Consider the following 22,971-nt stretch of genomic DNA (forward strand, 5'->3'; position numbering starts at 1 on the left):
GGCACTGGTATGCCGAACTGGTAAGTTCGGTAGGGCTGTTCGAGCAGGACGGGCGTCCGGAGGGGGACAACAACACCATGGATGCCGAGGTACCCGGGACGGTGCTCAAACGGGAGCGGGCCCGTGATGCCGTCCTGGAGCTGATCGAGTCGCGCAGCCCCGGGGACGCCATCCCGTCCGAACGCGCCCTGTGCGCGCTGCTCGAAGTGTCCAGGCCCACCGTGCGCTCGGCGATCGACGAGCTGGTGGCCGCCGGTCTGCTGGTCCGCGAGCACGGCCGCGGCATGTTCGTCGCTCCCGCGAAGATCACCCAGGAGCTGGTCTCCGCCGACCTCACCCTGACCGTGCCGCAGGCGGCCGGGACATGGTCGAGCCGGCTGCTGGAGTTCACCACGCACCAGGCAGGCGCCCGCGTCGGCCGCAAGCTCCGTATGTCACCCGCCGAGGACATCCTCTACGTCGCGCGGCTGCGGCTGGTCGACGGCGCCCCGATGGCGATCGAGCATCTGCACCTGCGGGCCGCGCTCGCCCCCGGCCTGTCGGCCCGGGAACTGGAGAGCGGCGATCTCTACGACCATCTGCGGGACACCCACGGGGTCCATGTCCACGAGGCCGTACAGGCCATCGAGCCGACCGTCGTCACCCGCGCGGAGGCGGAGTTCCTCGACGTACCCGAACTCTCCCCGGCGCTGCTCTTCGAGCGGCTGACCTCGGACACCACCGGCCGGCCCGTGGAGTACGTCCACTCGCTGTACCGGGGTGACCGCTACCGCATCGTCTCCCGGCTCACGCTGGGCCCGGCGGCGTCATCGGCGACGGCATCGTCGTTGGCGACGGCATCGTCGTTGGCGGCGGCCGACGGGGACGGGCACCATCCGGGCATCCCGCCGGGCGACTTCGGCCACGGCGACGCCGTCACGTCCTCGACCCGGGGGGACATCCAGTCCGGCGCGTGAACGGCTGGCCCCTCAGCCCACCCAGCGGTAGCGCCGCTCCGGGCGCCCCGTCCCGCCGTACCGGAGCGTCACCTCCGCGCGGCCCGTGTCGGCGAAGTACTCCAGATATCGCCGCGCGCTCACCCGCGACAGCGCTCCCTCGTCCGCGCACTGCGTCGCCGACAGCCCCTCCTCGTGCCGGCGCAGCGTCCGCTCGACCAGCTCCGCCGTGTGCGCGGCCAGCCCCTTCGGCAGCTCACGGGAGCCCGGCGGGCGCGTACCGAAGATCTGGTCCACGTCCTCCTGGCGCGCCTCGCCCAGCCGGTCGAGCCGGGTCCGCAGCGATGCCACGTGCCGCAGCTGCTCCTGGAGCGCCGACCGGCTGAACGGCTTGATCAGATAGTGCAGCGCCCCCGCCCGCAGCGCCGCGCGGATGACGCCCGCGTCCCGCGCCGCCGTGATGAACAGGGCGTCCACGCTCGTACGCGCCGCGTCCCGCTCCTCCGCCGCCCGCAGCTCACGCAGCACGGCGATCCCGTCCAGGTCGGGCAGATAGATGTCGAGAAGCACCAGGTCGGGCCGGTGGTGCTCGGCCGCGCGCAGCGCTTCGGCGCCGCTGTGCGCCACAGCGACGACCTCAAACCCGTCCATCGCGGCCACATAGCGGCCGTGCAGCTTCGCGACCATGAAGTCGTCGTCCACCACCAGCACCTTTGTCACGCCGTCACGCTAGGCCGCGACCGCAACGACCACAACGTCCGTTGATTCCGGAAGAGAGACAGCTTCTTAACGCGAAGGCAACATGTGGGCCATCTCACTGCCCCGCGACTTGCTCTCCCGAAAGGCGGCACCCGTGCGTTTCCGCACTCCCCTCGCCCTCCTCGGGGCCGCGCTGCTGGTGCTGGTGGGTCCGCCGCTGCTTTCCGTGGGCAGTGGCGGCGACACCGGTACCCAGATACCCGGCCTGCGCTTCATGGTCCCCAACACGCCCGGCGGCGGTTACGACATCACCGCCCGCACCATGGCCAAGAACGCCGAGGACGCCGAACTCAACCACAACATCGAGGTCTTCAACCTGCCGGGCGCCGGCGGCACCGTCGGTCTCGCCCGCGCCGTGAGCGAACACGGCAACGGCAAGCTCGCGGTCTCCATGGGCCTCGGTGTCGTCGGCGCCGTACGCACCAACAACTCGCACGAGACCCTCGCCGACACGACGCCGATCGCCCGCGTCAGCGAGGAGACCGACATCGTCGTCGTCAGCAAGAACTCCCCGTACAAGACGATCGACGACCTGCTCACCGCGTGGAAGAAGGATCCGGCCAAACTGCCCGTCGGCGGCGGCTCCTCACCCGGCGGACCCGACCACCTCGCGCCCATGCTGATGGCACGCGCCGCCGGGATCGCGCCGAAGACCGTCAACTACATCCCCTTCGACGGCGGCGGCGAACTCCTCGCCTCCATCCTCGGTAACAAGGTCGCCTTCGGCGTCTCCGGACTCGGTGAATACCGCGACCAGATCGAGGCCGGCGAGCTGCGCCTGCTGGCCGTCACCGGCCCCGAGCGGACCCCCGGCCTGGACGCGCCCACCCTGCGCGAGGCGGGTCTCGACACCGACTTCACCAACTGGCGCGGAGTGGTCGCGCCCCCCGGTCTCTCCGACGCCGAACGCGACAAGCTCATCCGCTTCTTCGAGGAGCTGCACGCCTCTCCTCAGTGGAAGGACTCGCTCAAGAAGAACAACTGGGACGACGCCTTCCTCACCGGTGAGGAATTCGGCGACTTCCTCGCCGCCGAGGACAAGCGCGTGGAATCCGTCCTGAAGGAGCTCGGACTGTGACCACCCAAGCGAACACTCCTCCCAAGGAGGAGACCCCCGAGTCCCGCGGCTGGCTGCGCGACCACTCCGAACTCGGCGTCGGCCTCATGCTGCTCGTCCTCGGGATCCTCGTCCTCACCGACGCCCTGACCATGGACGTCGACATCACCCAGCGCGGCCCGGTCGGCCCCAAGACCGTGCCGATCGTCGTCGGTATCGGTCTGCTCGTCGTCTCCGTCCTCCTCAGCCTCGACGTCCTGCGCGGCGGCCGGGGCGAGGCCGAGGGCGGCGAGGACATCGACCTGAGCGAACCGGGCGACTGGCGGACCGTGCTGCTGCTCGCCGGGGTCTTCCTCGGCAACGCCGTACTCATCGGCCCCCTCGGCTTCCCCATATCCGGGGCGCTGCTCTTCTGGGGCTCGGCGTACGCGCTCGGCAGCCGCCACCTCCAGCGCGACCCGCTCATCGCCGCGGGCCTCTCCCTCGTCACCTACTTCATCTTCAACAACCTCCTCGGCGTCCCCCTCCCCGGCGGCCCCCTGATGGGAGTGATCTGATCGTGGACTCCCTCAACTCCCTGATCGACGGCTTCGGTACGGCGCTCACACCGATCAATCTGCTCTGGGCCGCGATCGGTGTGCTGCTCGGCACCGCGATCGGCGTCCTGCCCGGCATCGGCCCCGCGATGGCCGTCGCCCTGCTGCTTCCCGTCACCTACGGCCTGGAGCCGACCGGCGCGTTCATCATGTTCGCCGGTATCTACTACGGCGCCATGTTCGGCGGCTCCACCACCTCCATCCTGCTCAACACGCCGGGTGAGAGCGCGGCGGTCGTCGCCGCCATCGAGGGCAACCCGATGGCCAAGGCGGGACGCGGCGCGCAGGCGCTCGCCGCGGCGGCCGGAGGTCACTTCGTCGGTGGCATGATCGGCACGATCCTGCTGGTCGTCCTCGCACCGACCGTCGCCTCCCTCGCCGTCGACATCGGCGCCCCCGACTACTTCGCCATCATGGTGCTGGCCTTCATCGCCGTCACCTCGGTCCTCGGCTCCTCGCGGATCCGCGGGCTCGCCTCGCTGCTCATCGGCCTCACCATCGGACTGGTGGGCCTCGACCAGATGACCGGCCAGCAGCGCCTCACCTTCGGTTCGCTCCAACTCGCGGACGGGATCGACGTGGTGATCGTCGCCGTCGGTCTCTTCGCGATCGGCGAGGCCCTGTGGGTCGCCGCGCATCTGCGGCGCTCCAGCGGCGAACCGGTCCCCGTCGGCCGCCCCTGGCTGGGCAAGGACGACGTACGGCGCACCTGGAAGCCATGGCTGCGCGGGCCGGTCATCGGCTTCCCGTTCGGCGCGATCCCGGCCGGCGGCGCGGAGATCCCGACGTTCCTCAGTTACGTCACCGAGAAGCGGCTGTCCAAGCAGAAGAAGGAGTTCGGCAAGGGCGCCATCGAGGGCGTCGCGGGACCCGAGTCGGCCGCGTCCGCGTCGGCCGCCGGAACGCTCGTGTCGATGCTGACCCTCGGACTGCCGACGACCGCGGTCGCCGCCGTGATGCTGGCCGCGTTCCAGCAGTACGGCATCCAGCCGGGACCGCTGCTGTTCGAGCGGGAGTCGGAGCTGGTGTGGGGGCTGATCGCCTCGCTGTTCGTCGGCATGGTGCTGCTGCTGGCCCTGAACCTGCCGCTCGCCGCGGTGTGGGTGAAGCTGCTGCGCATCCCGCGTCCCTACCTCTACGCGGGCATCCTCTTCTTCGCCGCCGTCGGCGCGTACGCGGTCGGCGGGGAGGCCCTCGACCTGGTGATCCTGCTGATCATCGGACTGATCGGGTTCGGCATGCGGCGCTACGGGCTGCCGGTGCTGCCGGCCGTCATCGGTGTCATCCTCGGCCCGGCCGCCGAGCAACAGCTGCGCAGGGCGCTCCAGATCAGCGACGGAAGCGCCACCGGCCTGGTGGACACGCCCTTCTCGGTGGCCGTCTACGCCGTCGTCGTACTGATCATCTGCTGGCCGCTGGTGCGCAAGGTACTGACGGGGCGCCGGAAGGAGACCAAGATCTCGGCGTAACAGGGCCGCCCGGCCGCGGGACCGGCTGACAGCCGGTCCCGCGGCCGAGTCGAGAACCGGCCGTGCGGCCGGTGACCGAATGCCCGCCGGTCCGAACTGTCGGTGGTGGATGGGACCATCGACTCATGACCCCGATCGACTGGGACGACGCGGCAGACTCCTTCGACGAGGAGCCCGACCACGGGCTGCTCGATCCGGCCGTGCGCAAGGCGTGGTCCGCCAAGCTCGCCGGCTGGCTGCCGGCCGAGCCGTCCAGGGTGCTCGACCTCGGCTGCGGCACCGGCAGCCTCGCCCTCCTCGCCACCGAGCTGGGCCACCGCGTGTCCGCCGTCGACCTCTCGCCGCGCATGGTCGGACTCGCCAGGGCCAAGCTGTCCGGCACGGACACCGAGGTGCTGGTCGGCGACGCGGCCAGACCGCCCGTGGGGGAGCGGACGTTCGACGTGATCATGGCCCGCCATGTGCTGTGGCTGCTGCCCGATCCGGACAGGGCCCTGACCCACTGGCTGTCGCTGCTGCGGCCCGGCGGCCGGCTGGTCCTGATCGAAGGCGTCTGGTCAGGCGCCGGACTCCCGGCGACACGTGTCACGATGTCCGTCGCCCCGCTCGTCGAGCGCGTCCAGCACGAGCATCTGTCGGCCGATGCCGCGCTATGGGGCCGCGCCGTGGACGACGAGCGGTACGCGCTGATCGCCCACGCGGCCGAGCGCCGCCGCCACACGGAAGTGGTCGACGTCCATCTGATCCTGCGCAGGGGCGACGAGGTGCTGCTCGCCCGCCGGTCCGGCACGGGCTACGGCGACGGACTGCTCAACTGCCCGGCGGGGCACGTCGAGGACGGCGAGGACGTCCGTACGGCTGTGATCCGCGAGGCTGCCGAGGAGATCGGCGCTCAACTGGACCCGGAAGACCTGCGTACGGCCCTGGTCATGCACCACCGAGGCCCCGGCGGCCGGCCGCGCACCGGCTGGTTCTTCGAGGTCGGGTACGACGCGGGGCGTACGGCCTGGGAGCCGTACAACCGGGAGCCCGAGAAGTGTTCGGGCCTCTTCTGGCACCCGCTCTCCGCGCTCCCGGACGACATGGTCGCCTACTGCCGCGCGGGCCTGGAGGCGTACCGCGCGGGGGAGCGCTTCGTCATCCACTGGCACGACGACGCCGACTCCATCGCCCACGACCCGGCGGGCACACCGCGCGCGACCCTGCTGGCCAAGACGGACACGGGTGCTACGAGGGGAGCGGGCGACCGAGAAGGGCAGTGAACGCGCCGTCGCGTACGAGGAGTTCGATCTCGTCCAGCGCGCGGCGGGCCGCGTCGGCGGCGACCGGGTCCCGCTCGGCGAGGCCGCTCTCCTCGAACTCGTCCTCGTCGAGCCGCAGCACGGTCCCGCCGTCGGCCGACGCCCACAGATCGAGATCCAGGTCCTCGACCACCAACTCGTACCGGAGTTCCCCTGGACCCCGGCCACGCACGACCGCCGGCCGTGTCACGTCGCAGTACCAGCCCTTGAGGACGCCGTCGGCCGTGCGGACCTCCTTCACCGCGTACCAGCGGTCGCGCCAGTAGTGCTCGGTGAAGACGTCGCCGGGCTCGAAGCGTACGAAGCCGAAGTCCCGTACGCCCTCGGCCGCCCACGGCGCACGCACCACCACATGGGTGCCGTCGTCGGCGAGGAGGGAGGCGGGGTAGTGGATCTTCGTCGCGCCCGCCTTGACCAGCCGCACCTCGACCTGGACCGCCGGGGCCCCGCCCGAGTCAGGTGAGCTCGCGGACATGGCGTACCTCCGAGGCAGAGACCTGATAGCCGAACCAGCGGTTGACCGCCAGCATCGGCTCGTTGTGCGCGTCGTTGTTGGTGAACGCGTCGGTGTAACCGGCGGCGCGGGCGCGGCGCAGGGAGTCGGCCTTGGCGGCCTTGGCCAGACCCCGGCCGCGATGCTCGCGCAGCGTGCCCGTCATGGCCGACAGATAGGTCGTGGCACCGTCCGTGTGGACCAGGGCGAAGGCCGCGATCCTGCCGTCGGCGACCACGAGGGTGCTGAGCCGGCGGTCCAGACAGGGGTGGTGCCAGACGTTGTTCAGCCAGTCCTCGTAGTCGTCGAGGTTCGTGTTGACGTCGCCCGGTTCGTCCGCCGTCGCCTCGGCGTCCGCCTCGAACAGCGCGCGCGGGTCGTCGGTGAAGTCCGCCGCCGACGCCACGGCGCAGCCCGTGGGAAGCCTCAGCGGCCCGGGCAGCGTGGCACCCGCCAGATCGAGGCGCTGGAAGCGCGCGGTACGCAGCGGCGAGTAGCCCCGGCGGGCGGCGAAGGCGAGGGACGCGGGCTCGTCGTTCACCCAGCCGAAGGCGGTGGTCGCGCCCTCGGCGGCCAGATGCTCCTCGGCCGCCCGCAGGATCGCGGATCCCACGCCCCTGCCCGTGTGGTCGGGGTGCACATGGGGGTTGACCCGGGACTGACCGGGCTCGGCGCTGTCGTAGGCGAGACCGACATGCGACATGCCGATCACCTCGCCACCGTCCTCGGCGACCAGCATGCGGTACTTCGCCGCCGGGTTGGCGCTGCGCACGGTGAAGTGCAGGGACTCCTCTGTCGTCACGGAGTACGGGATGGTGGCACGGCGGACGCGGACGACGGCGGCGGCGTCCCCGGGGCGGAAATCACGAACGATCACAGTCATGGAGCGGCACGCTACGTGGCCGCACCACCGGAACGCTCCTTATTTTTCTCGGTTCCCAAGCGCGGGTGATGAGGGAGAATCAGCCCTGTGACCTTGAAGATCTCCATCGATGACGACGATGCCACCGCTCCGTACGAGCAGTTGCGCACCCAGATCTCCGAACAGGCGCGCTCCGGCGCGCTGCCCGTGGGACACAAGCTCCCGACGGTACGCGGCTTCGCCGAGGAACTCGGCCTGGCGGCGAACACCGTGGCCAAAACCTATCGGGCCCTGGAGTCGGACGGGGTGATCGAGACGCGCGGGCGCAACGGCACGTTCATCGCGGCGGCGGGTGACGCGGCCGACCGCAAGGCGGCGGCAGCGGCCCAGGAGTACGCGCGGCAGGCGAGACGGCTCGGTCTGGCGCGCGCGGAGGCGCTGTCGCTGGCGGAGGACGCGGTGCGGGCGGCGTACTCGCGCTGAGACCGGGCCCTCGGTGGCGGGCCGGCTCCCGGCGTCATCTGGCCAGCCGCCCCAGCAGCGACGACGCCGCGGTGATCCCCAGCACCGCCGCGAAGAGCAGCACCCCGAAATCGAGCAGCAGATGGGACGAGGTACCGAGCAGCAGTCCGCGTAGCGCGTCCACCTGGTAGCTGAGCGGATTGATCTTGCTGACCACCTGGAGCCAGGCCGGCATGATCGCCACCGGATACAGCGCGTTCGACGCGAAGAAGAGCGGCATCGTGATGGCCTGGCCGATGCCCATCAGCCGGTCCCTGGTGAGGACGATGCCGGCGATCGTGATCGACAGACACGAGAAGAAGGCCGAGCCGAGGATCACCACGACCGCGACCCCGAGCAGTTTCAGCGGGTTCCAGGTCAGTCCCACCCCGAGGGCGGCGGCGATGAGGATCACCACGAGCGCCTGGATCAGCGCCTTCACCCCGGAGGCGAACGCCTTGCCGCTGATCAGGGCGGCTCGCGGGGTCGGGGTGACCAGGAGTTTGGTCAGGATTCCGGCGTCCCGCTCCCAGATGATCATGATGCCGTAGAAGATCGCGATGAACATCGCGGACTGGGCGATGATGCCGGGCGCGAGGAAGTCGATGTAGGGGATGCCGCCGGTCGGGATGGCCCTGAGATGGGTGAAGGTCTCGCCGAAGATCAGCAGCCAGAGGGCCGGCTGGACGGCCCGGGTGTAGAGCTCGGTGCGGTCGTGGCGCAGCTTCTGGAGCTCGACCACGCACATGGCGATGACTCTGGAGGGCAGGACGCGCAGGCCCGTTCGGGGTCGCGGTGGTACGAGCAGCAGCTCGAAGCGGGCGGGATCGACGTCCTCAGCCGAGTCTCGACGCCGTCCGGCGGGTGCTTCTGACATCGCGGTAGGTGCCTCCTTCCTCCTCCAGGCCCTGGCCGACCACGTCGCGGAAGACGTCCTCCAGGGTGGGGAGGGTGTCGCTCCGCGCGGGTGCGCGGGACGCGCCCGGCTCGCCCTCCTCACCGGACTTACGCGACGCATCCGCCTCACCCGTCTCACCCGCCTCCGCGCGGCGGCGTTCGCGCAGCTCTTCCCGCAGTTCGTCGGGGGTGCCGAGGGCGTGGATCCGGCCGCGGTGCATCAGCCCGACCCGGTCGCAGTACTGCTGGGCCTCGTCCATGTAGTGCGTGGTCACCAGCACGGTCATACCCGTGGCCCGCCGCACCGCGTTGATGTGGTCCCAGACGCTGCTCCGGGCGATCGGGTCGAGACCGATCGTCGGCTCGTCCAGCATCAGCAGCCGGGGCGCGCTCACCAGCGCCTGCGCGAGTTCCAGCCGGCGGATCATGCCGCCCGAGTACGTCTGGGCCATCCGGTCGGCGGCCTCGGAGAGGTCGACCACGTCCAGCGCCTGCGCGACCCGCGCGGCTCGCTCATGGCGCGGGACATCGAAGACGCGGGCGAACAGGGTCACGTTCTCGCGCCCGGTCAGCGTCGCGTCGGCGGACAGTTGCTGCGGCACGTACCCGAGCAGGCGGCGTACCGCCATCTTGTCCTTCGCGGCGTCGTGTCCGAACACCTTGACGATGTCCGCGGGGACCGGCAGCAGCGTGGTGACACAGCGGATCGCGGTCGTCTTGCCCGCGCCGTTGGGGCCGAGCAGCCCGAAGATCTCGCCGGTACGGACGGACAGATCGAGGCCGTCGACGGCCTTGGTGTCACCGAACGAGTAGTCCAGTCCGCGGCAGCTCACGGCCTCGGCATCGGCATCGGTATCGGCCTCGGCGGAAGACCGGTCCGCCCCGTCGGAAGTCATGGCTTCACAGTAGCCCCGGCCTGGACAAATGACGCAAAAGGTACGCCGGGTGGGGGCGGGCGGCCGGCTGGTAGCAGCGGGCCAACTACAGGTACAGCCCCGCGTCCGCGCCCTTCGACTGGCCCGGGACCGACGTCGGGCCGCCGCCCCGGCGCAGTGCGAACAGTTCGGCCAGCGTCGCGCCCTCCCGGCCCACCGCCCCCTCCCAGTCGCCCTCCTCCCGGCTCAGCCAGCGCTCCGCCTCCGGGCGGGTCAGCGAGCCGACCTCGATCCGGGCCAGACAGCGGCCGGGCCTGACGACCGCCGGGTGGAGCCGTTCCAGGTCCTCGTTGGTCGTCACGCCCACCAGGACGTTACGGCCCTGGCCGAGCAGCCCGTCGGTGAGATTCAGCAGCCGGGAGAGCGCCTGGCCCGCCGTGTGCTTGGCCTCGCCCCGGATCAGCTCGTCGCAGTCCTCCAGGAGCAGCAGCCGCCAGCGGCCCTTGGACGAGCCCTCGTCCTCGCCGATCGCGATGTCCATCAGATAGCCGACGTCGTTGAAGAGCCGCTCCGGGTCCAGGACGCAGTCGACCTGGCACCAGTCACGCCAGGACCGGGCCAGCGTCCGCAGCGCCGAGGTCTTCCCGGTGCCGGGCGGGCCGTGCAGCAGGAGCAGCCGTCCCGCGATGTCGTCCGGGGTCACCTTCATCAGCCGGTCCATCGCGTCGGCCACCGGAGCCGTGTAGTTGTCCCTGACCTCGTCCCACGTACCGGCCGCGATCTGCCGGGTCGTGCGGTGCGGGCCGCGGCGCGGCGACACGTACCAGAACCCCATGGTCACGTTCTCGGGCACCGGCTCGGGCTCGTCCTGCGCCCCGTCCGTCGCCTGGCGGTGCACCTTCTCGGCGAGTTCGGAGCTGGTCGCGGTCACCGTCACGTCCGCGCCCCGGTTCCAGCGGGAGACGAGCAGCGTCCAGCCGTCGCCCTCGGCCAGCGTGGCACTGCGGTCGTCGTCGCGCGCCGAGCGCAGCACGGTGGCGCCCGGCGGCAGCAGGGAGACACCGGACTTGACGCGGTCGATCGACGAACTGTGCGAGTGCGGCTGCTCGCCCGTCGCGAAACGGCCGAGAAAGAGCGCGTCGACGACATCCGACGGTGAGTCGCTGTCGTCGACGTTCAGCCGGATCGGCAGGGCGTCCTGAGGCTTGGCAGACATGTCGCCCATGATCCGGCACGGGCGCCGCCGACGCACGGTGTTTTGCCCCGGCGGCGCCCGCTCGTCCGGTCAGCCGACGCCGACCGCCCGCGCGGCCCGGCGGGCCGCGCGTACCACCGCGTACGCCTTCGTCAGCGCCCGGTCGCCGGCGAAGAGGCGGCCGACGGACCGGCCGTCGACCAGCCGCCCGAACTCCCCGATCTCCGTGGAGCGCCGCACCGTGACCCGTTCCAGGGCGTACGGGCCCTGCCGCCGGCGGGCCGGCCCGTTGCCCACGGCCAGCGACTGCTCGAACCCGGCCGCCCGCACGGCGCGCCGCACCCGGCGGGTGGAGTAGCCGTACGGATACGCGAACGAGACCGGCGCGGCGCCCAGTTCGGCGGCGACGATCTCCCGGCAGCGCGCCGCCTCGTGGCGAAGGCGCGCGTCGCCGAGCTGGTCCAGCTGCGGGTGTGTATGGCTGTGGCCGCCGATCTCCACCCCGGCGGCGGCCAGTTGGCGCACCTGGTCCCAGTCGAGCATCGTGTCGAGGGCGCCGCCCTCGTCGTACGGGCCGCGCAGCCACCCCGTGGAGACGAACAGGGTGGCCGCGAAGCCGTGCCGCGCCAGGGCGGGCAGGGCGTACCGGTGCACGCCCTCGTAGCCGTCGTCGAACGTGATCAGCACCGGCCGCTCGGGCAGCCGCCCGTCCCCCCGCCACGCGGCGGCCAGCGCCGCCGTCGTCAGCGGGGTGAACCCCTGCTCGCCGAGCAGCGAGAGCTGCTCGGCGAACGCGTCGGGCGACACCGACAGGGCGCGCACCGACGGGGCCGGCCGGTGCGCGATCGCGTGGTACATCAGGATCGGCACGGGCAACTCCGATCCCGATCCCGGCCCCGGGCATGGTGGTGCGCCGTCCCCCATGCCCATGCTCATACGACGGCTCCCCGTGGACTCTCCCGCGCCGAAGCCGGAGTTGACGAAGCCGAGGGGGCCACCGGGCTGATCGGGCCGGACGAGAACGTGACCGCGCCCCGGCGCGTCCGGGCACTGCCCACCACAAAACCGGCCGCCGTCGTCAGCACCCCCGCCACGATCGCCCCGGCCCGCCCCGCGCCGCCGCGCCCCCGGCCCCGTACGGCGTCCCGCAGCCCGCGTGCCACCCCCGCGGGCAGCACCCGGGTGGCATAGCGCCGCTCGGACTCAAGTCCCTTGCCCGCGCCCACACTTCGGGCGACCAGCGCCTTCGAGAGCCCTTCGGCGTAGGCGCGGGTGCGGAAGTACTTGAACCCCATGCGCGATTCGGGGACCTTGTGGTGGATCACCGCGCGGTCGTCGATCAGCAGGACCGCGTGCGGCAGGGCCTCACCGAGCCTGATGCACAGCTCCGTCTCCTCGCAGCCCAGCGGACGCTTGTCGCCGTCCCGCCCGATGCCGGTCGCGAAGCCGCCCGCCGCGTCGAAAGCCGTACGGCGGAACGAGGCGTTGCCGCCCAGGATGTTGCGGACCCGCACCTTGCCGGGCGGCAGCCCCCGGTACGTACAGCCGACGACCCAGTCGAACTCCTCCGGGAACCAGACGGGCCGGCTCCCGGACGCCCAGGCGGGCAGCGTCCTGCCGCCGACCGCCATCACCCGCGCGTCGCCGAAACCCGCGGCGAGATACCGCAGCCAGTCGTGCTCGGCCACGGCGTCGTCGTCCAGGAAGGCCACGAACTCCCCCCGCGCGGCGGCGATTCCGGTGTTACGTCCGGCGGAGAGCCCGCGGGGGCCCGCGTTGGCGAGCACCCGCACCTCCCCGCCGTCCGCCGCCGGCGCCCCGGCGTACTCCGCGCGAAGCCGCGTCCGCAGCGTCTCGTTGTGGTCGACCACGAGCAGCGTCTCCGTGGCCGGCATCGACTGACTCCGTACGGAGGCGACCGCGGCGAGAATGTCCTCCCAGCGTTCCTCCGTGTACGCGCAGACGACCACGGAGAAGGAACGGTGGAGCTGACGGTCGATCAAGACACCTCCCCCCGCCCGATCATGGGCCCCGGGAGGCCCGGACGGACGGAGAGCGGGAGCGCCGTCCGGACGGATCGCGGCTTGCGCCGCGCCGACCTCGGGACGCCCTTCTCCCGGAGGATGACCTTCAGCACCCGCAGCCCGTCGCGTACGGCCCGGAGATTGCTCACGCCATGGATCCGGTCGTACTCGTGGCTCGGGATCTCCTGCACCTTCAGACCGGCCTTGACGACCCGGATGTTCATCAGGGTCTCGACCTCGAACCCGGTGCAGTCGAGCGTGATCCGGTCCAGGCAGTGCCGCCAGAAGGCGTTGTAGCCGTAGCAGAGGTCGGTGTAGCGGGCGCCGAACTTGGCGTTCACGACCGAGCAGAGTACGGCGTTGCCGAGCTTGCGGATCGGTGTCATGTCGTCCGTGCCGCCGCCGTTGGCGAACCGCGACCCCTTGGCGAAGTCGGCGCCCGAGACCAGGGCCGACACATAGCTGACGATCTCCTGGCCGTCGGCCGAGCCGTCCGCGTCGATCATCACGATGATGTCGCCCGTGCACGCGGCGAAGCCGCTGATCAGGGCGTCACCCTTGCCCTTGCCGCGCTGTTCCACGACCTTGATGCCGGGCCACAACTCCCGTGCGACGCCGACCGTGCCGTCGGTCGAGTTCCCGTCCACGAGGACGACTTCATGGATCCAGTCGGGCAGTGTCTTGAACACGTACGGCAGATTCTCCGCCTCGTTCATCGCGGGGATCACCACGCTCACCGGCGGCGCGATCGCGAGATACGAGGAGACCGGCCGGAACCGGCCTTCGAGTACTCGTTCGTCCAGGTCGTCACCGGAGAACGGCATACCTAACGGGTCTTCGCCCGAGGTCGTCGGGCGCAGGATTGAGCTCACGGGATCTTTCCCTCTCCACCGGTGGACCGCCCGCCCCCGGGCGGTCCGGATGATGTGCCGGTTCGAAAGGGGGGTTCTCACCCTGTACGCGGCAGCGTTGAGCCCTTGCTGCCGGGTGAGTCGAGAAAGCGAGAACCGCGCGGCACCCCCCTACCGCGCCCACGCCGGGAGCCGTCGCGACGTCCGAGCCCTCCCCTGAAGTCGCTCTCCATCACGGTCCGATGCGGGTGGATGTCCGAAGGTATTGATACTTAGGACTGTATGGCAAGTGCTGCGATATGACCGTGCCTATTTGCGATTTGGCATCACTTCGGCATCGGCTTCCGGAACATCCGTGTTCGGATTTACTCGGTCCAACCGCCCGGCGATCCGCTTCCTGCCGGTTCGCTCGGTATACGCGCGTCCATCAGTAAGTTCTCACCAGATTGACTTGGCATGGACACTTACGGTCAAGTCCCGTCCCTGGTACGAACGTTGAGGCAGAGATCCTGCTCAATGGAGGTTTCATGAAGCTGTCCAGATTCGCCGCCCTGACGTCCACGCTCCTGCTCGGCGCGGTCCTCGCCCTCACCGGGGCCGGCCAGGCCCAGGCGGCCGAGAACGCGGCACTCGACTACGTCGCCCTCGGTGACTCCTACTCATCCGGACTGGGGTCCGGTTCGTACGACAGCGGCAGCGGCGACTGCAAGCGCAGCAGCAAGGCCTACCCGTCCCTCTGGGCCGCGGCCAACTCACCCTCGTCGTTCGCCTTCACCGCCTGCTCGGGCGCTCGTACGGGTGACGTGACCGGCAGTCAGCTCGGCCCCGTCAACTCCGGGACCGACCTCGTCAGCATCACCGTCGGCGGCAACGACGCCGGCTTCGCCGACGTCATGACCACCTGTGTCCTCCAGTCCGAGGCCAGTTGCGTGGCGCGCGTGAACCAGGCCCGCAGCTACGTCACCAACACGCTGCCCGGCCAGCTCGACTCGGTCTACAACGCGATCAGCGCCAAGGCCCCCGCCGCCAAGGTCGTCGTGATCGGCTACCCGCGCTTCTACAAGCTCAACGGCTCCTGCCTGGTGGGCATGACCGAGACCGAGCGCGCCGCGATCAACGGGGCCGCCGACCACCTGAACGACCTGCTCGCCAAGCGTGCCGCCGACCACGGCTACAGCTTCGCGGACGTCACCGGCCCCTTCACCGGTCATGAGATCTGCTCGTCGGCGTCCTGGCTGCACAGCGTCAGTTTTCCGATCGGCGAGTCGTACCACCCCACCGCCCAGGGCCAGTCGGGTGGTTATCTGCCGGCCTTCTCCTCGGCCGTCTGACCCAATCGCGGATCGTACGAACTGACCACCGGTGAGAAGCCTGTCCGTCCGCCCACCTGGGGCGGGCGGACGGGAATCGACCTTCGATCTCATCGAACTCTTCGCAGGTCGATTGTCCAACTCGCCCTGGAATGCAATGGATTCACCGGGCGAACTGCCATCCCCCAACGGGTGTTGTCAATCCCTGAGGCGGGATACACGTGTGTCCCACGGGGGCGATAGGGTTAACCTGCCCGAGCCGGGTGCCCTCGTACGGGTGGGGAGTGACATGGATCAGATAGTGCACAGCAGGGCGCGAGTCCCTGCCATCACATGTGGGAGCAGCGCGACCAGTTCACGGCTCGACCGTCATCTGTCGGTGCTCGGCGGCCCTGCCGTCCCGCAGCGCGAGACGGCCGAGGCGACGAGCCTCATGCGGGAGCTGACCTCGCGCGACGAGGTACGGACCCGCAGGAGCAAGAGCGCGCGTGTCTCCCTGTTCGCACCGCTGAGGCGGCTGCGACGGTCCCTCTTCGGCAGCCGCCACTGACCCAGCCGGTCGGCGGTCGCCGACCCCCGGAGCACGCTCGGGCGATCACGTCGTCCCGACGCAGCGCCGCTCTCCGCTCGCCCGTCACTCCCAGGGCCCGCGGCGGTGCGTCGGTGTGTTCGCCGAGCGCCGGGATTCCCCCAGAGGTGCCGCCGCGTCACCACCCGGCACGTGAACCGGCTGCAGCGACAGGGGAGGCGAGGGGACAGAGGCGTAACAGCGGTGCGGCGGGCGGCTATTCGCCGCTTCGCGTGTAGGCGCGGACCGTCAGCGGTACGAACACCGCCAGGATCACCAGACCCCAGAGCAGGGCACCCAGTACCGGATTGGCCGAAGGCCAGGCCGCGTCGGCGCTCGGCGACGCGTTGCCGCACAGATCGCGTACGGCCGCCGCCACCGCGCTGATCGGGTTCCACTCGGCGACGGTGCGGAGCCAGCCGGGCAGGCCGTCGGTGGGGATGTACGCGTTCGAGAGCAGCGGCAGGACGAAGGTGACGCTGCCCAGCTGTCCTGCGATCTCCTCGTTGCGGATGAGCAGTCCGAGATACGCGCCGACCCAGTTGGTCGCGAAGCGGAAGAGCAGCAGCAGACCGAAGGCCCCGAGCGCGCCGGGCGCGCCGCCCTCGATCCGCCAGCCCACCGCGAGACCGACCAGTACGAGCGGGACCATGCCGATCGCTGTGGTGAGCAGATCCGCCGCGGTCTGGCCCAGCGGTACGGCGACCCGGCTCATCGGCATCGTACGGAACCGGTCCATCACCCCGCGCTGGACGTCCTGGGAGGACTGGAACATGCCGGTCATGATGCCTCCGGCCGCCGTGGCCGCCAGCAGCCCAGGCACCAGGAAGGCGCGGTACTCCTGGCCCGGTGTCGCGAGCGCGCTGCCGAAGACGAACCCGAAGAACAGCAGCATCGTGATCGGCATGGTCTGGGTGAGGACGACCACGCCGGGGGAGTGTCTGATCCGCCGCAGATGGCGGCCGAGGACGGCGGTGCTGTCGTAGGCGACGGTGCTCATGCGGCACTCTCCTCGGTGGTCGTACGGGACGCGGGTCGCACCGTCCGGCCCGTCCGGCCGGCGGCCTCGGTCGCCCCCGCGCCGCCGGTCAGGCGCAGGAACACCTCGTCGAGTGTCGGCGGGCGCAGGGCGGCGTCGACCACCGGCACCCCGGCGGCGTCCAGTTCGCGGACGATCCGGGGGAGGGTGAGCGTGCCGCCCGCCGCCACGGCCCCCACCGTCCGGCGCTCCCGGTCGATCACCGGCTCGGCGCCGGTCAGTTGGTCGAGCACGCCCGCCGCCGCGACGAACGCCGGCCGCGGGGCGTCACCGGCCAGCACGACCTCCGCGTACGACCCGATGAGGGACTTGAGCTCCGCGGGGGTGCCCCGGTGCGCGGCCCGGCCGTGGTCGATCAGCACGATGTCGTCGGCCAGCCGGTCGGCCTCCTCCAGATACTGCGTGGTCAGCAGGACGGTCGTGCCCTCGTCGGCCAGTTCGCGTACCGCCGTCCAGATCCGCCCGCGGCTCTGCGGGTCGAGACCGGTCGTCGGCTCGTCGAGGAAGAGCACCTGGGGCCTGGTGAGCAGGCTGGACGCCAGGTCGAGGCGGCGGCGCATACCGCCGGAGTAGGTACGGGCCGCCCGGTCGGCCGCTTCGGTGAGGTCGAACCGCTCCAGCAGCTCGTCGGCGCGGGCCCGGCCGGCCGCTCCCCGCAGCCGGAGCAGTCTCGCGAAGAGCCGGAGATTCTCCCGGCCGGTCAACTCGCTGTCCACGGAGGCGTACTGGCCGGCGACGCCGATCGCAAGGCGTACCGCGGCCGGCTCCTTGACGATGTCGTGCCCGGCGACGCGGGCGGATCCGCCGTCGGGTGCGCTGAGCGTGGTGAGGACGCGTACGGCGGTGGTCTTGCCCGCGCCGTTCGGTCCCAGCACCCCGCAGACGGTGCCCCGGGCGACGGCGAGATCCAGCCCGCGCAGGGCGTGGACGTCACCGAACCGCTTCTTCAGACCTTCACTAAGTACGGCGTACGTAGTATCCATGCGGCTCATCGTAGCTCACTACGTACGCCGTACGTAACTGGGCGCTGAGGGAGAATGGCGGACGAGGTGATGACCGATGGCGGGGAGACCTGCTGAACCCGAAGTGATCTGGTCGCGTCCCGAGCGCGCGGCCCGTGGCCCCAGGCCCGCGTACACCCGCGCCGAGATCGCGGCCGTCGCCGTACGGATCGCGGACGCCGACGGCATGGAAGCCGTCTCGATGCGCCGTGTGGCCGCCGAGCTGGGCTGCGGCACGATGTCGCTCTACAACTACGTGCCGCGCAAGGAGGACCTGTACGAGCTGATGGCCGACGTGGTCGCCGCCGAGTACGAACTGCCCGAGCGGCCCACCGGCGACTGGCGGGCCGATCTGACGGCCCTGGCCCACCGCGCTCGGGCGATGATGCGGCGCCATCCGTGGATGTCGCGCCTGATGTCGGCGACGTACGGCTTCAGCCCGAACGCGATGAAGTTCCTTGAGTTCAGCCTCTGGTGCCTGGACCCGCTCGACCTGCCGTACGGCCGGAAGATGGAACTGGTGGCCATGGTGAACGGCATCGTCACCACGTACGTCGCCAACGAGATCCAGACCGCCGAGCGCACCCGGTCACTGCCCTGGTCGGCCGAGCGGGAGCACGAGATCCGGATGGCCTATCTCTTCCAGCAGATCTCCTCCGGGCAGTACCCCCGGATGGCGGCGGCCTTCGCGGAGGACTCGGGACCCGTCGACATGGAGGCCTACTTCGACCGGGCGCTGAACCGGGTGCTGGACGCGTTCGGGAGCGACTGACACCCCGTCGGTGAGGGTGCGGCCGTCCGATCAGATGAGGGCGAACTGCCCCTCCGGGCCCTCCTCGTGGTGGTCTAGCACGGAGGCGGGCCGCCGGGCGGTGTCCGGTACGGGGAGCACCCCCGCGGCCCGCAACTCGTCGGTGCCGATCACCGGACCCGCCTCCAGCGCCTCGCCCAACTCCCGCTGCCGGGGCCGCAGTCCGGCGAGCAGCGCCAGCACCGTGATCAGATCGAGAAGCTCCGAGGTCCACCCCTGCGGCCAGGCACGCGGACCGATCGCCTCCAGGGTGCCGGGCTCAGGTGGCTCGGCGCGGCGCTCGAACCACAGCTCGATCATCCGTACGCCGCCCACCTGGAAGTCCCACGCCTCCGCCGGCACGGGTGAGATCCGGCCGTCACCCAGGTGGAGCGTCTCGTCCTCGGAGTCGTAACCGATCGTCGTGGGGCGGGCGGGGATCGCGGCGCGTACGTACGGGCGCCGGCCGCCGGGCAGCCGGCGGCGCTCCCCGCCCCGGGCGCCGCGCAGTTGGACGCCGGTCAGCAGAGCGCCGAGCTCCACACCGGTGGTCCACAGGTCCGGGTCGGTGGTCAGCGGCACCACGCAGCCGCGCGGCGAGGGCCGGGCAGCCGCGACCGCCCAGTCGAGCAACCGCCCCGGTGTGACCTCGATTCCCAGGCGCCCGCTCAGCGACGCCAGGAGGCCGGGCGTCACATTGGGTTCGACGCCGCCCGGCCGCCGGTAGAGCGGCCGGATCCGGCCCGGCCGCCCGGCGGGCGAGCGCCCGTCCGGCAGCAGGGCGCTCACCAGCAGCGCCGGCCCCTTGGCGCCGGGGACGAACCCCTGCTCCACCGCGAAGAGCTGACGCCCGTCGGCGACCCGCCACAGCTCCGGCCTGGCCGCGTCGATCAGCCGGTGGTCGGGGATCAGATAGCGCTCGTCGAACGGTCCGTGCCCCACCCGCAACGGCTCCGGGCACCGCCCGGACTCCCGTGCGAACCTCCCCGTGCCGGTGAGCTGTCCCGGCAGCGCGGCGACCGCGCTGTGCGGCGTACGGGACCGGGTCGGCCGGAACAGCGCCTCGCGCTCGGCGCCCGTGGCCCGTATCAGCGTGTCCCAGCGCGCGGTGAGCGACGCGGCGTCGGGCGCCAGGATCCAGCCGCGGCCGAGCCGCAGCGGCGCCGCCGACCACGGCATGAGGTCGCTCAGCAGCGGGGCCGTCATACGGGCACACCCCTCCCCGGTCCGGTACGTGCCGTCGGCGAAAGCGTACCGACCGGGTCCGACGGCGGGCCTGCCCACCGGTCGGGGCGGAACCCGGCCGAGGTCCGGGTCAGTCCGTCTCCATGGTCACCGAGAAGGAGAAGCGGTCGCCCCGGTAGCGGATCCTGGCCACGTCCACCACCCGGCCGTCCGCGTCGCACGTGACACCCGTGTAGTGCAGGATCGGGCTGAGCAGCGGCACTTGGAGCAGACCGGCCGTGGCCGGGTCGGCGAGCGTGGCCTCCACCGTGTCCGTGATCCGGCCGATGCGCACCCCCAGCACGTCGCGCAGCACCTTGGTCATCGGCCAGCGCTCCAGATCGCCGGGATCGAGCCGGTCCGCGATCTCCGTACGGACAGCGTTCTCCGCCCAGTTGACCGGCTCGCCGCTCTCGCCGTCCCGGCGCAGCCGCCGGTAGAGGGCCACCTCATCGACACCGGGGAAGTACTCGGCCAGTTCGCCGGGCACCGGTTCCCGGCCGTGGCCGATCACCGTCGTCCGATCGCCCGACTGCTGTGCCACCACCGCGTCGACGGAGCCCAGCAGCCGGCGGGGCGCACCGCGCCGCGCGCCCGGCTCGATGAACGTGCCGCGCCGCCGGTGCCGGCTGATCAGGCCCTCCTGCTCCAGCTCCTTGAGGGCCTGACGCATCGTCAGCACACTGACGCCGTAGTGCTCCGCCAACTGCTCCTCCGTGGGAAGGCGCAGCGGATCGTGCGGGCGCCGGCCGAGTATGGAGGCACGCAGCGACTGCGAGACCTGATACCAGAGCGGCAGTTTGCGGTTGAGGACCAGCGAATCGGGTGCGAAGGCGGTCACGGCGGGCTCCGAGTCGGGCGGGTCGGTCCGGGACCGGTCCAGGTCGGTCCGGCCGGGTCAGGGTCTGTCGGTGGGGGCCGGTCCGGGCGTGGGCCTGAAGTGGCGCTCCAGACCCTGCCACACCTTGTCGTAACCCGTCTGACGATGTCCGGCCGTCGCCGCCTGGGCGGTGGCGGTCACCGGCCAGCGCGTCTCGAACATGAAGGCGAGCCCGTCGTCGATCCGCTGCGGCCTCAGCTCGGCGCCGCTGGCCCGGTCGAACGTCTCCCGGTCGGGCCCGTGCGCCGACATCATGTTGTGCAGCGAGCCGCCGCCGGGGACGAAGCCTTCCGCCTTGGCGTCGTACGCGCCCTCGATCAGCCCCATGTACTCGCTCATCACATTGCGGTGGAAGTACGGCGGCCGGAAGGTGTTCTCGCCGACCAGCCAGCGCGGCGCGAAGACCACGAAGTCGACGCCCGCCAGTCCCGGGGTGTCGGACGGCGAGGTCAGCACCGTGAAGATCGACGGATCCGGGTGGTCGTAGCTGATCGTGCCGATCACATTGAAACGGCGCAGATCGTAGACGTACGGCAGGTGGTTGCCGTGCCAGGCGACGACATCGAGCGGGGAGTGGTCGTACGTCGCGGTCCACAGGTTCCCGCAGAACTTGTTGATCACCTCGGTCGGGCGCTCGACGTCCTCGTAGGCGGCGACGGGGGAGAGGAAGTCCCGTGCGTTCGCCAGCCCGTTGGCGCCGATCGGGCCGAGATCGGGGAGGACGAACGGACGGCCGTAGTTCTCGCAGACGTATCCGCGCGCCGTCTCGTCCAGCAGCTCGACCCGGAAACGCACGCCGCGCGGGATCAGCGCGATGTCGCCGGGGCGGGCGGCCAGCAGGCCGAACTCCGTGACGATCAGCAGTCCGCCGTGCTCGGGGACGATCAGCAGCTCGCCGTCGGAGTCGCTGAACACCCGGTCGGTCATGGGGGAGTTGGCGTGGTACAGGTGCACGGCCATGCCCGTGCGCCGCGCGGCGTCCCCGTTGCCGCCGAGCGTCCAGAGGCCCGCCAGGAAGTCCGTGCCGGGCGCGGGCGCCGGCAGCGGGTTCCAGCGCAGCCGGTTGGGGTCGGGCACGGAATCGGTGAACGGGGCGCCGCGCAGCGTGCCGTTGCCGGTCCGGGTGAACGGCGGGTGCGCGGCCGACGGGCGGATCCGGTAGAGCCAGGAGCGGCGGTTGTGCGCGCGGGGCTCGGTGAACGCGCTGCCGCTCAACTGCTCGGCGTACAGGCCGAGCGGCGCTCTCTGCGGCGAGTTGCGTCCGACGGGCAGGGCGCCCGCGACGGCCTCCGAGCTGTGCTCGTTGCCGAAGCCCGTGGCGTAGGCCAGGCTCTCGGCCGTCTTCCTGGCCTGCTCGATGCCGCTCATCGTCGCTCCCGTGTCGCTCTTCGGGTATGGCAGCGTCCGCGTGCGCCTGTCCGCTGTCTGCCGCGTCCGCCCGGATCCATCAATCCTATGCAACACCGTAGGATTCCGCCGGTCGTGCGTCAACGGGGCAGGCCGCGTTGGCCGAAACAGGCGGCCGGGCGAAGAAAGGCGGCGCGCGGCAGGGGTGAACAGAAGTACGGTCGCGCCGTCTCGAACAGCGGCCCTCCGCGAGGGAGACTCCAAGGGGCGCGGTCGTACGCGTCCGTCACCACGTATCTCGCCGAAGGGTGGGCCTTGCCCGTGTACGGAGTCGGCGCCGACACCCACGAGGGCCTCCGCAGGGTCCCCGTGCAGCAGCGCAGCGCGGTGCGGCTCGCCCGGATCCTCGACGCCTGCGCCGAACTGCTGGACGAGACCGGCTACGAGGAGCTGTCCACCCGCGCCGTCGCCACCCGCGCGGGCGTGCCCATCGGCTCGGTGTACCGCTTCTTCGGGAACAAGCGCGCCATGACCGACGCGCTCGCCCGGCGCAATCTGGACAGCTACGCCGACCGCGTCGAGCGCCGGCTCGCCACGATCCCGGCCGCCGACTGGCAGGCCGCGCTGGACGCGGTGCTGGATGAGTACCTCGCCATGAAGCGCACGGTGCCCGGCTTCGGGCTGGTCGACTTCGGCACCAGGGTCCCGGCGGGGCCGCCCGGTCCGCCCGCCGCGCGGACCGCCGACGGCGAGCCGGTGCCCGACGCCAACCACCGGGTCGCGGACCGCCTCACCGCCCTGCTCGCCGCGCAGCTCGGCCGCTCCCCGGACGCCGTACCGCGCCGGATGGTCCTGGTCGCCGTCGAGGCGGCGGACGCGCTGTTCCAACTCGCCTTCCGTGACGACGCGTCGGGCGATCCGGACATCATCGTGGAGACGCGTGAGCTGGTCCGCGCGTATCTGGCGCGCACGCTGGGCTGACGTTCGGCGGGCCTTG

At 71.3% G+C, this 22,971-nt stretch carries 24 protein-coding genes; 10 read left to right on the forward strand and 14 right to left on the reverse strand.

Annotated elements, in window-relative coordinates:
* The first annotated feature begins 77 nt into the window (after window positions 1-77).
* Window positions 78-956, forward strand: a complete 879-nt coding sequence (locus OIE74_RS30960) for a GntR family transcriptional regulator (protein ID WP_329389475.1) — start codon at window positions 78-80, stop codon at window positions 954-956.
* A 12-nt stretch (window positions 957-968) separates the two neighbouring features.
* On the opposite strand, the gene OIE74_RS30965 is transcribed toward OIE74_RS30960, so the two are convergent.
* Entirely contained in the window at window positions 969-1,622 is a 654-nt protein-coding gene (locus OIE74_RS30965) for a response regulator (protein ID WP_329392512.1), read from the reverse strand.
* Window positions 1,623-1,788: 166 nt separating this feature from the next.
* Here OIE74_RS30965 and OIE74_RS30970 point away from each other — a divergent pair, with 166 nt between their 5' ends.
* The 4 genes from OIE74_RS30970 to OIE74_RS30985 all read left to right on the forward strand — a co-directional run bounded on the left by OIE74_RS30970 (window position 1,789) and on the right by OIE74_RS30985 (window position 6,078).
* A complete protein-coding gene (locus OIE74_RS30970; RefSeq protein WP_329389477.1) occupies window positions 1,789-2,772 on the forward strand; it encodes a Bug family tripartite tricarboxylate transporter substrate binding protein in 984 nt (327 codons plus the stop codon).
* A complete protein-coding gene (locus OIE74_RS30975) occupies window positions 2,769-3,308 on the forward strand; it encodes a tripartite tricarboxylate transporter TctB family protein (protein WP_329389479.1) in 540 nt (179 codons plus the stop codon). Before OIE74_RS30970 ends, OIE74_RS30975 begins: the two co-directional genes overlap by 4 nt.
* A 2-nt stretch (window positions 3,309-3,310) precedes the next feature.
* A complete protein-coding gene (locus tag OIE74_RS30980; protein WP_329389481.1) occupies window positions 3,311-4,816 on the forward strand; it encodes a tripartite tricarboxylate transporter permease in 1,506 nt (501 codons plus the stop codon).
* Between the two features lie 125 nt (window positions 4,817-4,941).
* The gene (locus tag OIE74_RS30985; protein WP_329389483.1) at window positions 4,942-6,078 is read left to right on the forward strand and encodes a methyltransferase domain-containing protein; all 1,137 of its coding nucleotides are present in this window, start codon (window positions 4,942-4,944) and stop codon (window positions 6,076-6,078) included.
* Here the strand turns inward: OIE74_RS30985 and OIE74_RS30990 are convergent.
* The gene (locus OIE74_RS30990; RefSeq protein ID WP_329389485.1) at window positions 6,044-6,592 is read right to left on the reverse strand and encodes a DUF402 domain-containing protein; all 549 of its coding nucleotides are present in this window, start codon (window positions 6,590-6,592) and stop codon (window positions 6,044-6,046) included. The two genes, OIE74_RS30985 and OIE74_RS30990, sit on opposite strands and share 35 nt — an antisense overlap.
* On the reverse strand, window positions 6,573-7,493 hold the full coding sequence (locus OIE74_RS30995; RefSeq protein ID WP_329389487.1) for a GNAT family N-acetyltransferase: 921 nt from the start codon (window positions 7,491-7,493) through the stop codon (window positions 6,573-6,575). Before OIE74_RS30995 ends, OIE74_RS30990 begins: the two co-directional genes overlap by 20 nt.
* An 87-nt stretch (window positions 7,494-7,580) precedes the next feature.
* Here OIE74_RS30995 and OIE74_RS31000 point away from each other — a divergent pair, with 87 nt between their 5' ends.
* Window positions 7,581-7,955, forward strand: a complete 375-nt coding sequence (locus OIE74_RS31000; protein ID WP_329389489.1) for a GntR family transcriptional regulator — start codon at window positions 7,581-7,583, stop codon at window positions 7,953-7,955.
* Window positions 7,956-7,989: 34 nt separating this feature from the next.
* Here the strand turns inward: OIE74_RS31000 and OIE74_RS31005 are convergent, their stop codons facing one another.
* From OIE74_RS31005 to OIE74_RS31030, 6 genes are all read right to left on the reverse strand, one after another.
* Window positions 7,990-8,850 (reverse strand): ABC transporter permease, encoded by an 861-nt coding sequence (locus OIE74_RS31005; RefSeq protein WP_329389491.1) that lies wholly within the window; start codon window positions 8,848-8,850, stop codon window positions 7,990-7,992.
* Window positions 8,810-9,766 (reverse strand): ATP-binding cassette domain-containing protein, encoded by a 957-nt coding sequence (locus OIE74_RS31010; RefSeq protein WP_329389493.1) that lies wholly within the window; start codon window positions 9,764-9,766, stop codon window positions 8,810-8,812. The genes OIE74_RS31005 and OIE74_RS31010 overlap by 41 nt, the downstream gene beginning before the upstream one ends.
* Window positions 9,767-9,851: 85 nt before the next feature.
* Window positions 9,852-10,961 carry a DUF5925 domain-containing protein gene (locus OIE74_RS31015; RefSeq protein WP_329389495.1) on the reverse strand — a complete coding sequence of 370 codons (1,110 nt, stop codon included), beginning with the start codon at window positions 10,959-10,961 and terminating at the stop codon, window positions 9,852-9,854.
* A 69-nt stretch (window positions 10,962-11,030) separates the two neighbouring features.
* Window positions 11,031-11,864: a polysaccharide deacetylase family protein gene (locus OIE74_RS31020; RefSeq protein WP_329392513.1), complete on the reverse strand. Its 834-nt coding sequence runs from the start codon at window positions 11,862-11,864 to the stop codon at window positions 11,031-11,033.
* An 8-nt stretch (window positions 11,865-11,872) separates the two neighbouring features.
* Complete coding sequence (locus OIE74_RS31025; protein WP_329389497.1) at window positions 11,873-12,943, reverse strand: glycosyltransferase family 2 protein; 1,071 nt, start codon at window positions 12,941-12,943, stop codon at window positions 11,873-11,875.
* Window positions 12,940-13,788 carry a glycosyltransferase family 2 protein gene (locus OIE74_RS31030; RefSeq protein WP_329392514.1) on the reverse strand — a complete coding sequence of 283 codons (849 nt, stop codon included), beginning with the start codon at window positions 13,786-13,788 and terminating at the stop codon, window positions 12,940-12,942. Before OIE74_RS31030 ends, OIE74_RS31025 begins: the two co-directional genes overlap by 4 nt.
* 554 nt (window positions 13,789-14,342) lie before the next feature.
* Here OIE74_RS31030 and OIE74_RS31035 point away from each other — a divergent pair.
* Together OIE74_RS31035 and OIE74_RS31040 are read left to right on the forward strand one after the other, a co-directional pair.
* Entirely contained in the window at window positions 14,343-15,146 is an 804-nt protein-coding gene (locus tag OIE74_RS31035) for an SGNH/GDSL hydrolase family protein (RefSeq protein WP_329389499.1), read from the forward strand.
* Window positions 15,147-15,414: 268 nt separating this feature from the next.
* A complete protein-coding gene (locus OIE74_RS31040) occupies window positions 15,415-15,675 on the forward strand; it encodes a hypothetical protein (protein WP_329389501.1) in 261 nt (86 codons plus the stop codon).
* Between the two features lie 235 nt (window positions 15,676-15,910).
* On the opposite strand, the gene OIE74_RS31045 is transcribed toward OIE74_RS31040, so the two are convergent.
* Both OIE74_RS31045 and OIE74_RS31050 read right to left on the reverse strand, forming a co-directional pair.
* On the reverse strand, window positions 15,911-16,693 hold the full coding sequence (locus tag OIE74_RS31045) for an ABC transporter permease (protein WP_329389503.1): 783 nt from the start codon (window positions 16,691-16,693) through the stop codon (window positions 15,911-15,913).
* Window positions 16,690-17,715, reverse strand: a complete 1,026-nt coding sequence (locus OIE74_RS31050; RefSeq protein ID WP_329389505.1) for an ATP-binding cassette domain-containing protein — start codon at window positions 17,713-17,715, stop codon at window positions 16,690-16,692. Before OIE74_RS31050 ends, OIE74_RS31045 begins: the two co-directional genes overlap by 4 nt.
* A gap of 76 nt (window positions 17,716-17,791) precedes the next feature.
* Here OIE74_RS31050 and OIE74_RS31055 point away from each other — a divergent pair, with 76 nt between their 5' ends.
* The gene (locus tag OIE74_RS31055) at window positions 17,792-18,505 is read left to right on the forward strand and encodes a TetR/AcrR family transcriptional regulator (protein ID WP_329389507.1); all 714 of its coding nucleotides are present in this window, start codon (window positions 17,792-17,794) and stop codon (window positions 18,503-18,505) included.
* A gap of 30 nt (window positions 18,506-18,535) precedes the next feature.
* On the opposite strand, the gene OIE74_RS31060 is transcribed toward OIE74_RS31055, so the two are convergent.
* From OIE74_RS31060 to hmgA, 3 genes are all read right to left on the reverse strand, one after another.
* The gene (locus OIE74_RS31060) at window positions 18,536-19,729 is read right to left on the reverse strand and encodes a type ISP restriction/modification enzyme (protein ID WP_329389510.1); all 1,194 of its coding nucleotides are present in this window, start codon (window positions 19,727-19,729) and stop codon (window positions 18,536-18,538) included.
* A gap of 109 nt (window positions 19,730-19,838) precedes the next feature.
* Complete coding sequence (locus OIE74_RS31065; protein ID WP_329389512.1) at window positions 19,839-20,588, reverse strand: GntR family transcriptional regulator; 750 nt, start codon at window positions 20,586-20,588, stop codon at window positions 19,839-19,841.
* Between the two features lie 57 nt (window positions 20,589-20,645).
* Entirely contained in the window at window positions 20,646-21,995 is a 1,350-nt protein-coding gene (gene hmgA / locus OIE74_RS31070) for a homogentisate 1,2-dioxygenase (RefSeq protein WP_329389514.1), read from the reverse strand.
* A 294-nt stretch (window positions 21,996-22,289) separates the two neighbouring features.
* On the opposite strand from hmgA, the gene OIE74_RS31075 reads away from it, so the two are divergent.
* Window positions 22,290-22,955, forward strand: a complete 666-nt coding sequence (locus OIE74_RS31075) for a TetR family transcriptional regulator (protein ID WP_443076284.1) — start codon at window positions 22,290-22,292, stop codon at window positions 22,953-22,955.
* The last annotated feature ends 16 nt before the right edge of the window (window positions 22,956-22,971 follow it).

This window comes from Streptomyces sp. NBC_01716, from assembly GCF_036248275.1.
Taxonomy (GTDB): Bacteria; Actinomycetota; Actinomycetes; order Streptomycetales; family Streptomycetaceae; genus Streptomyces.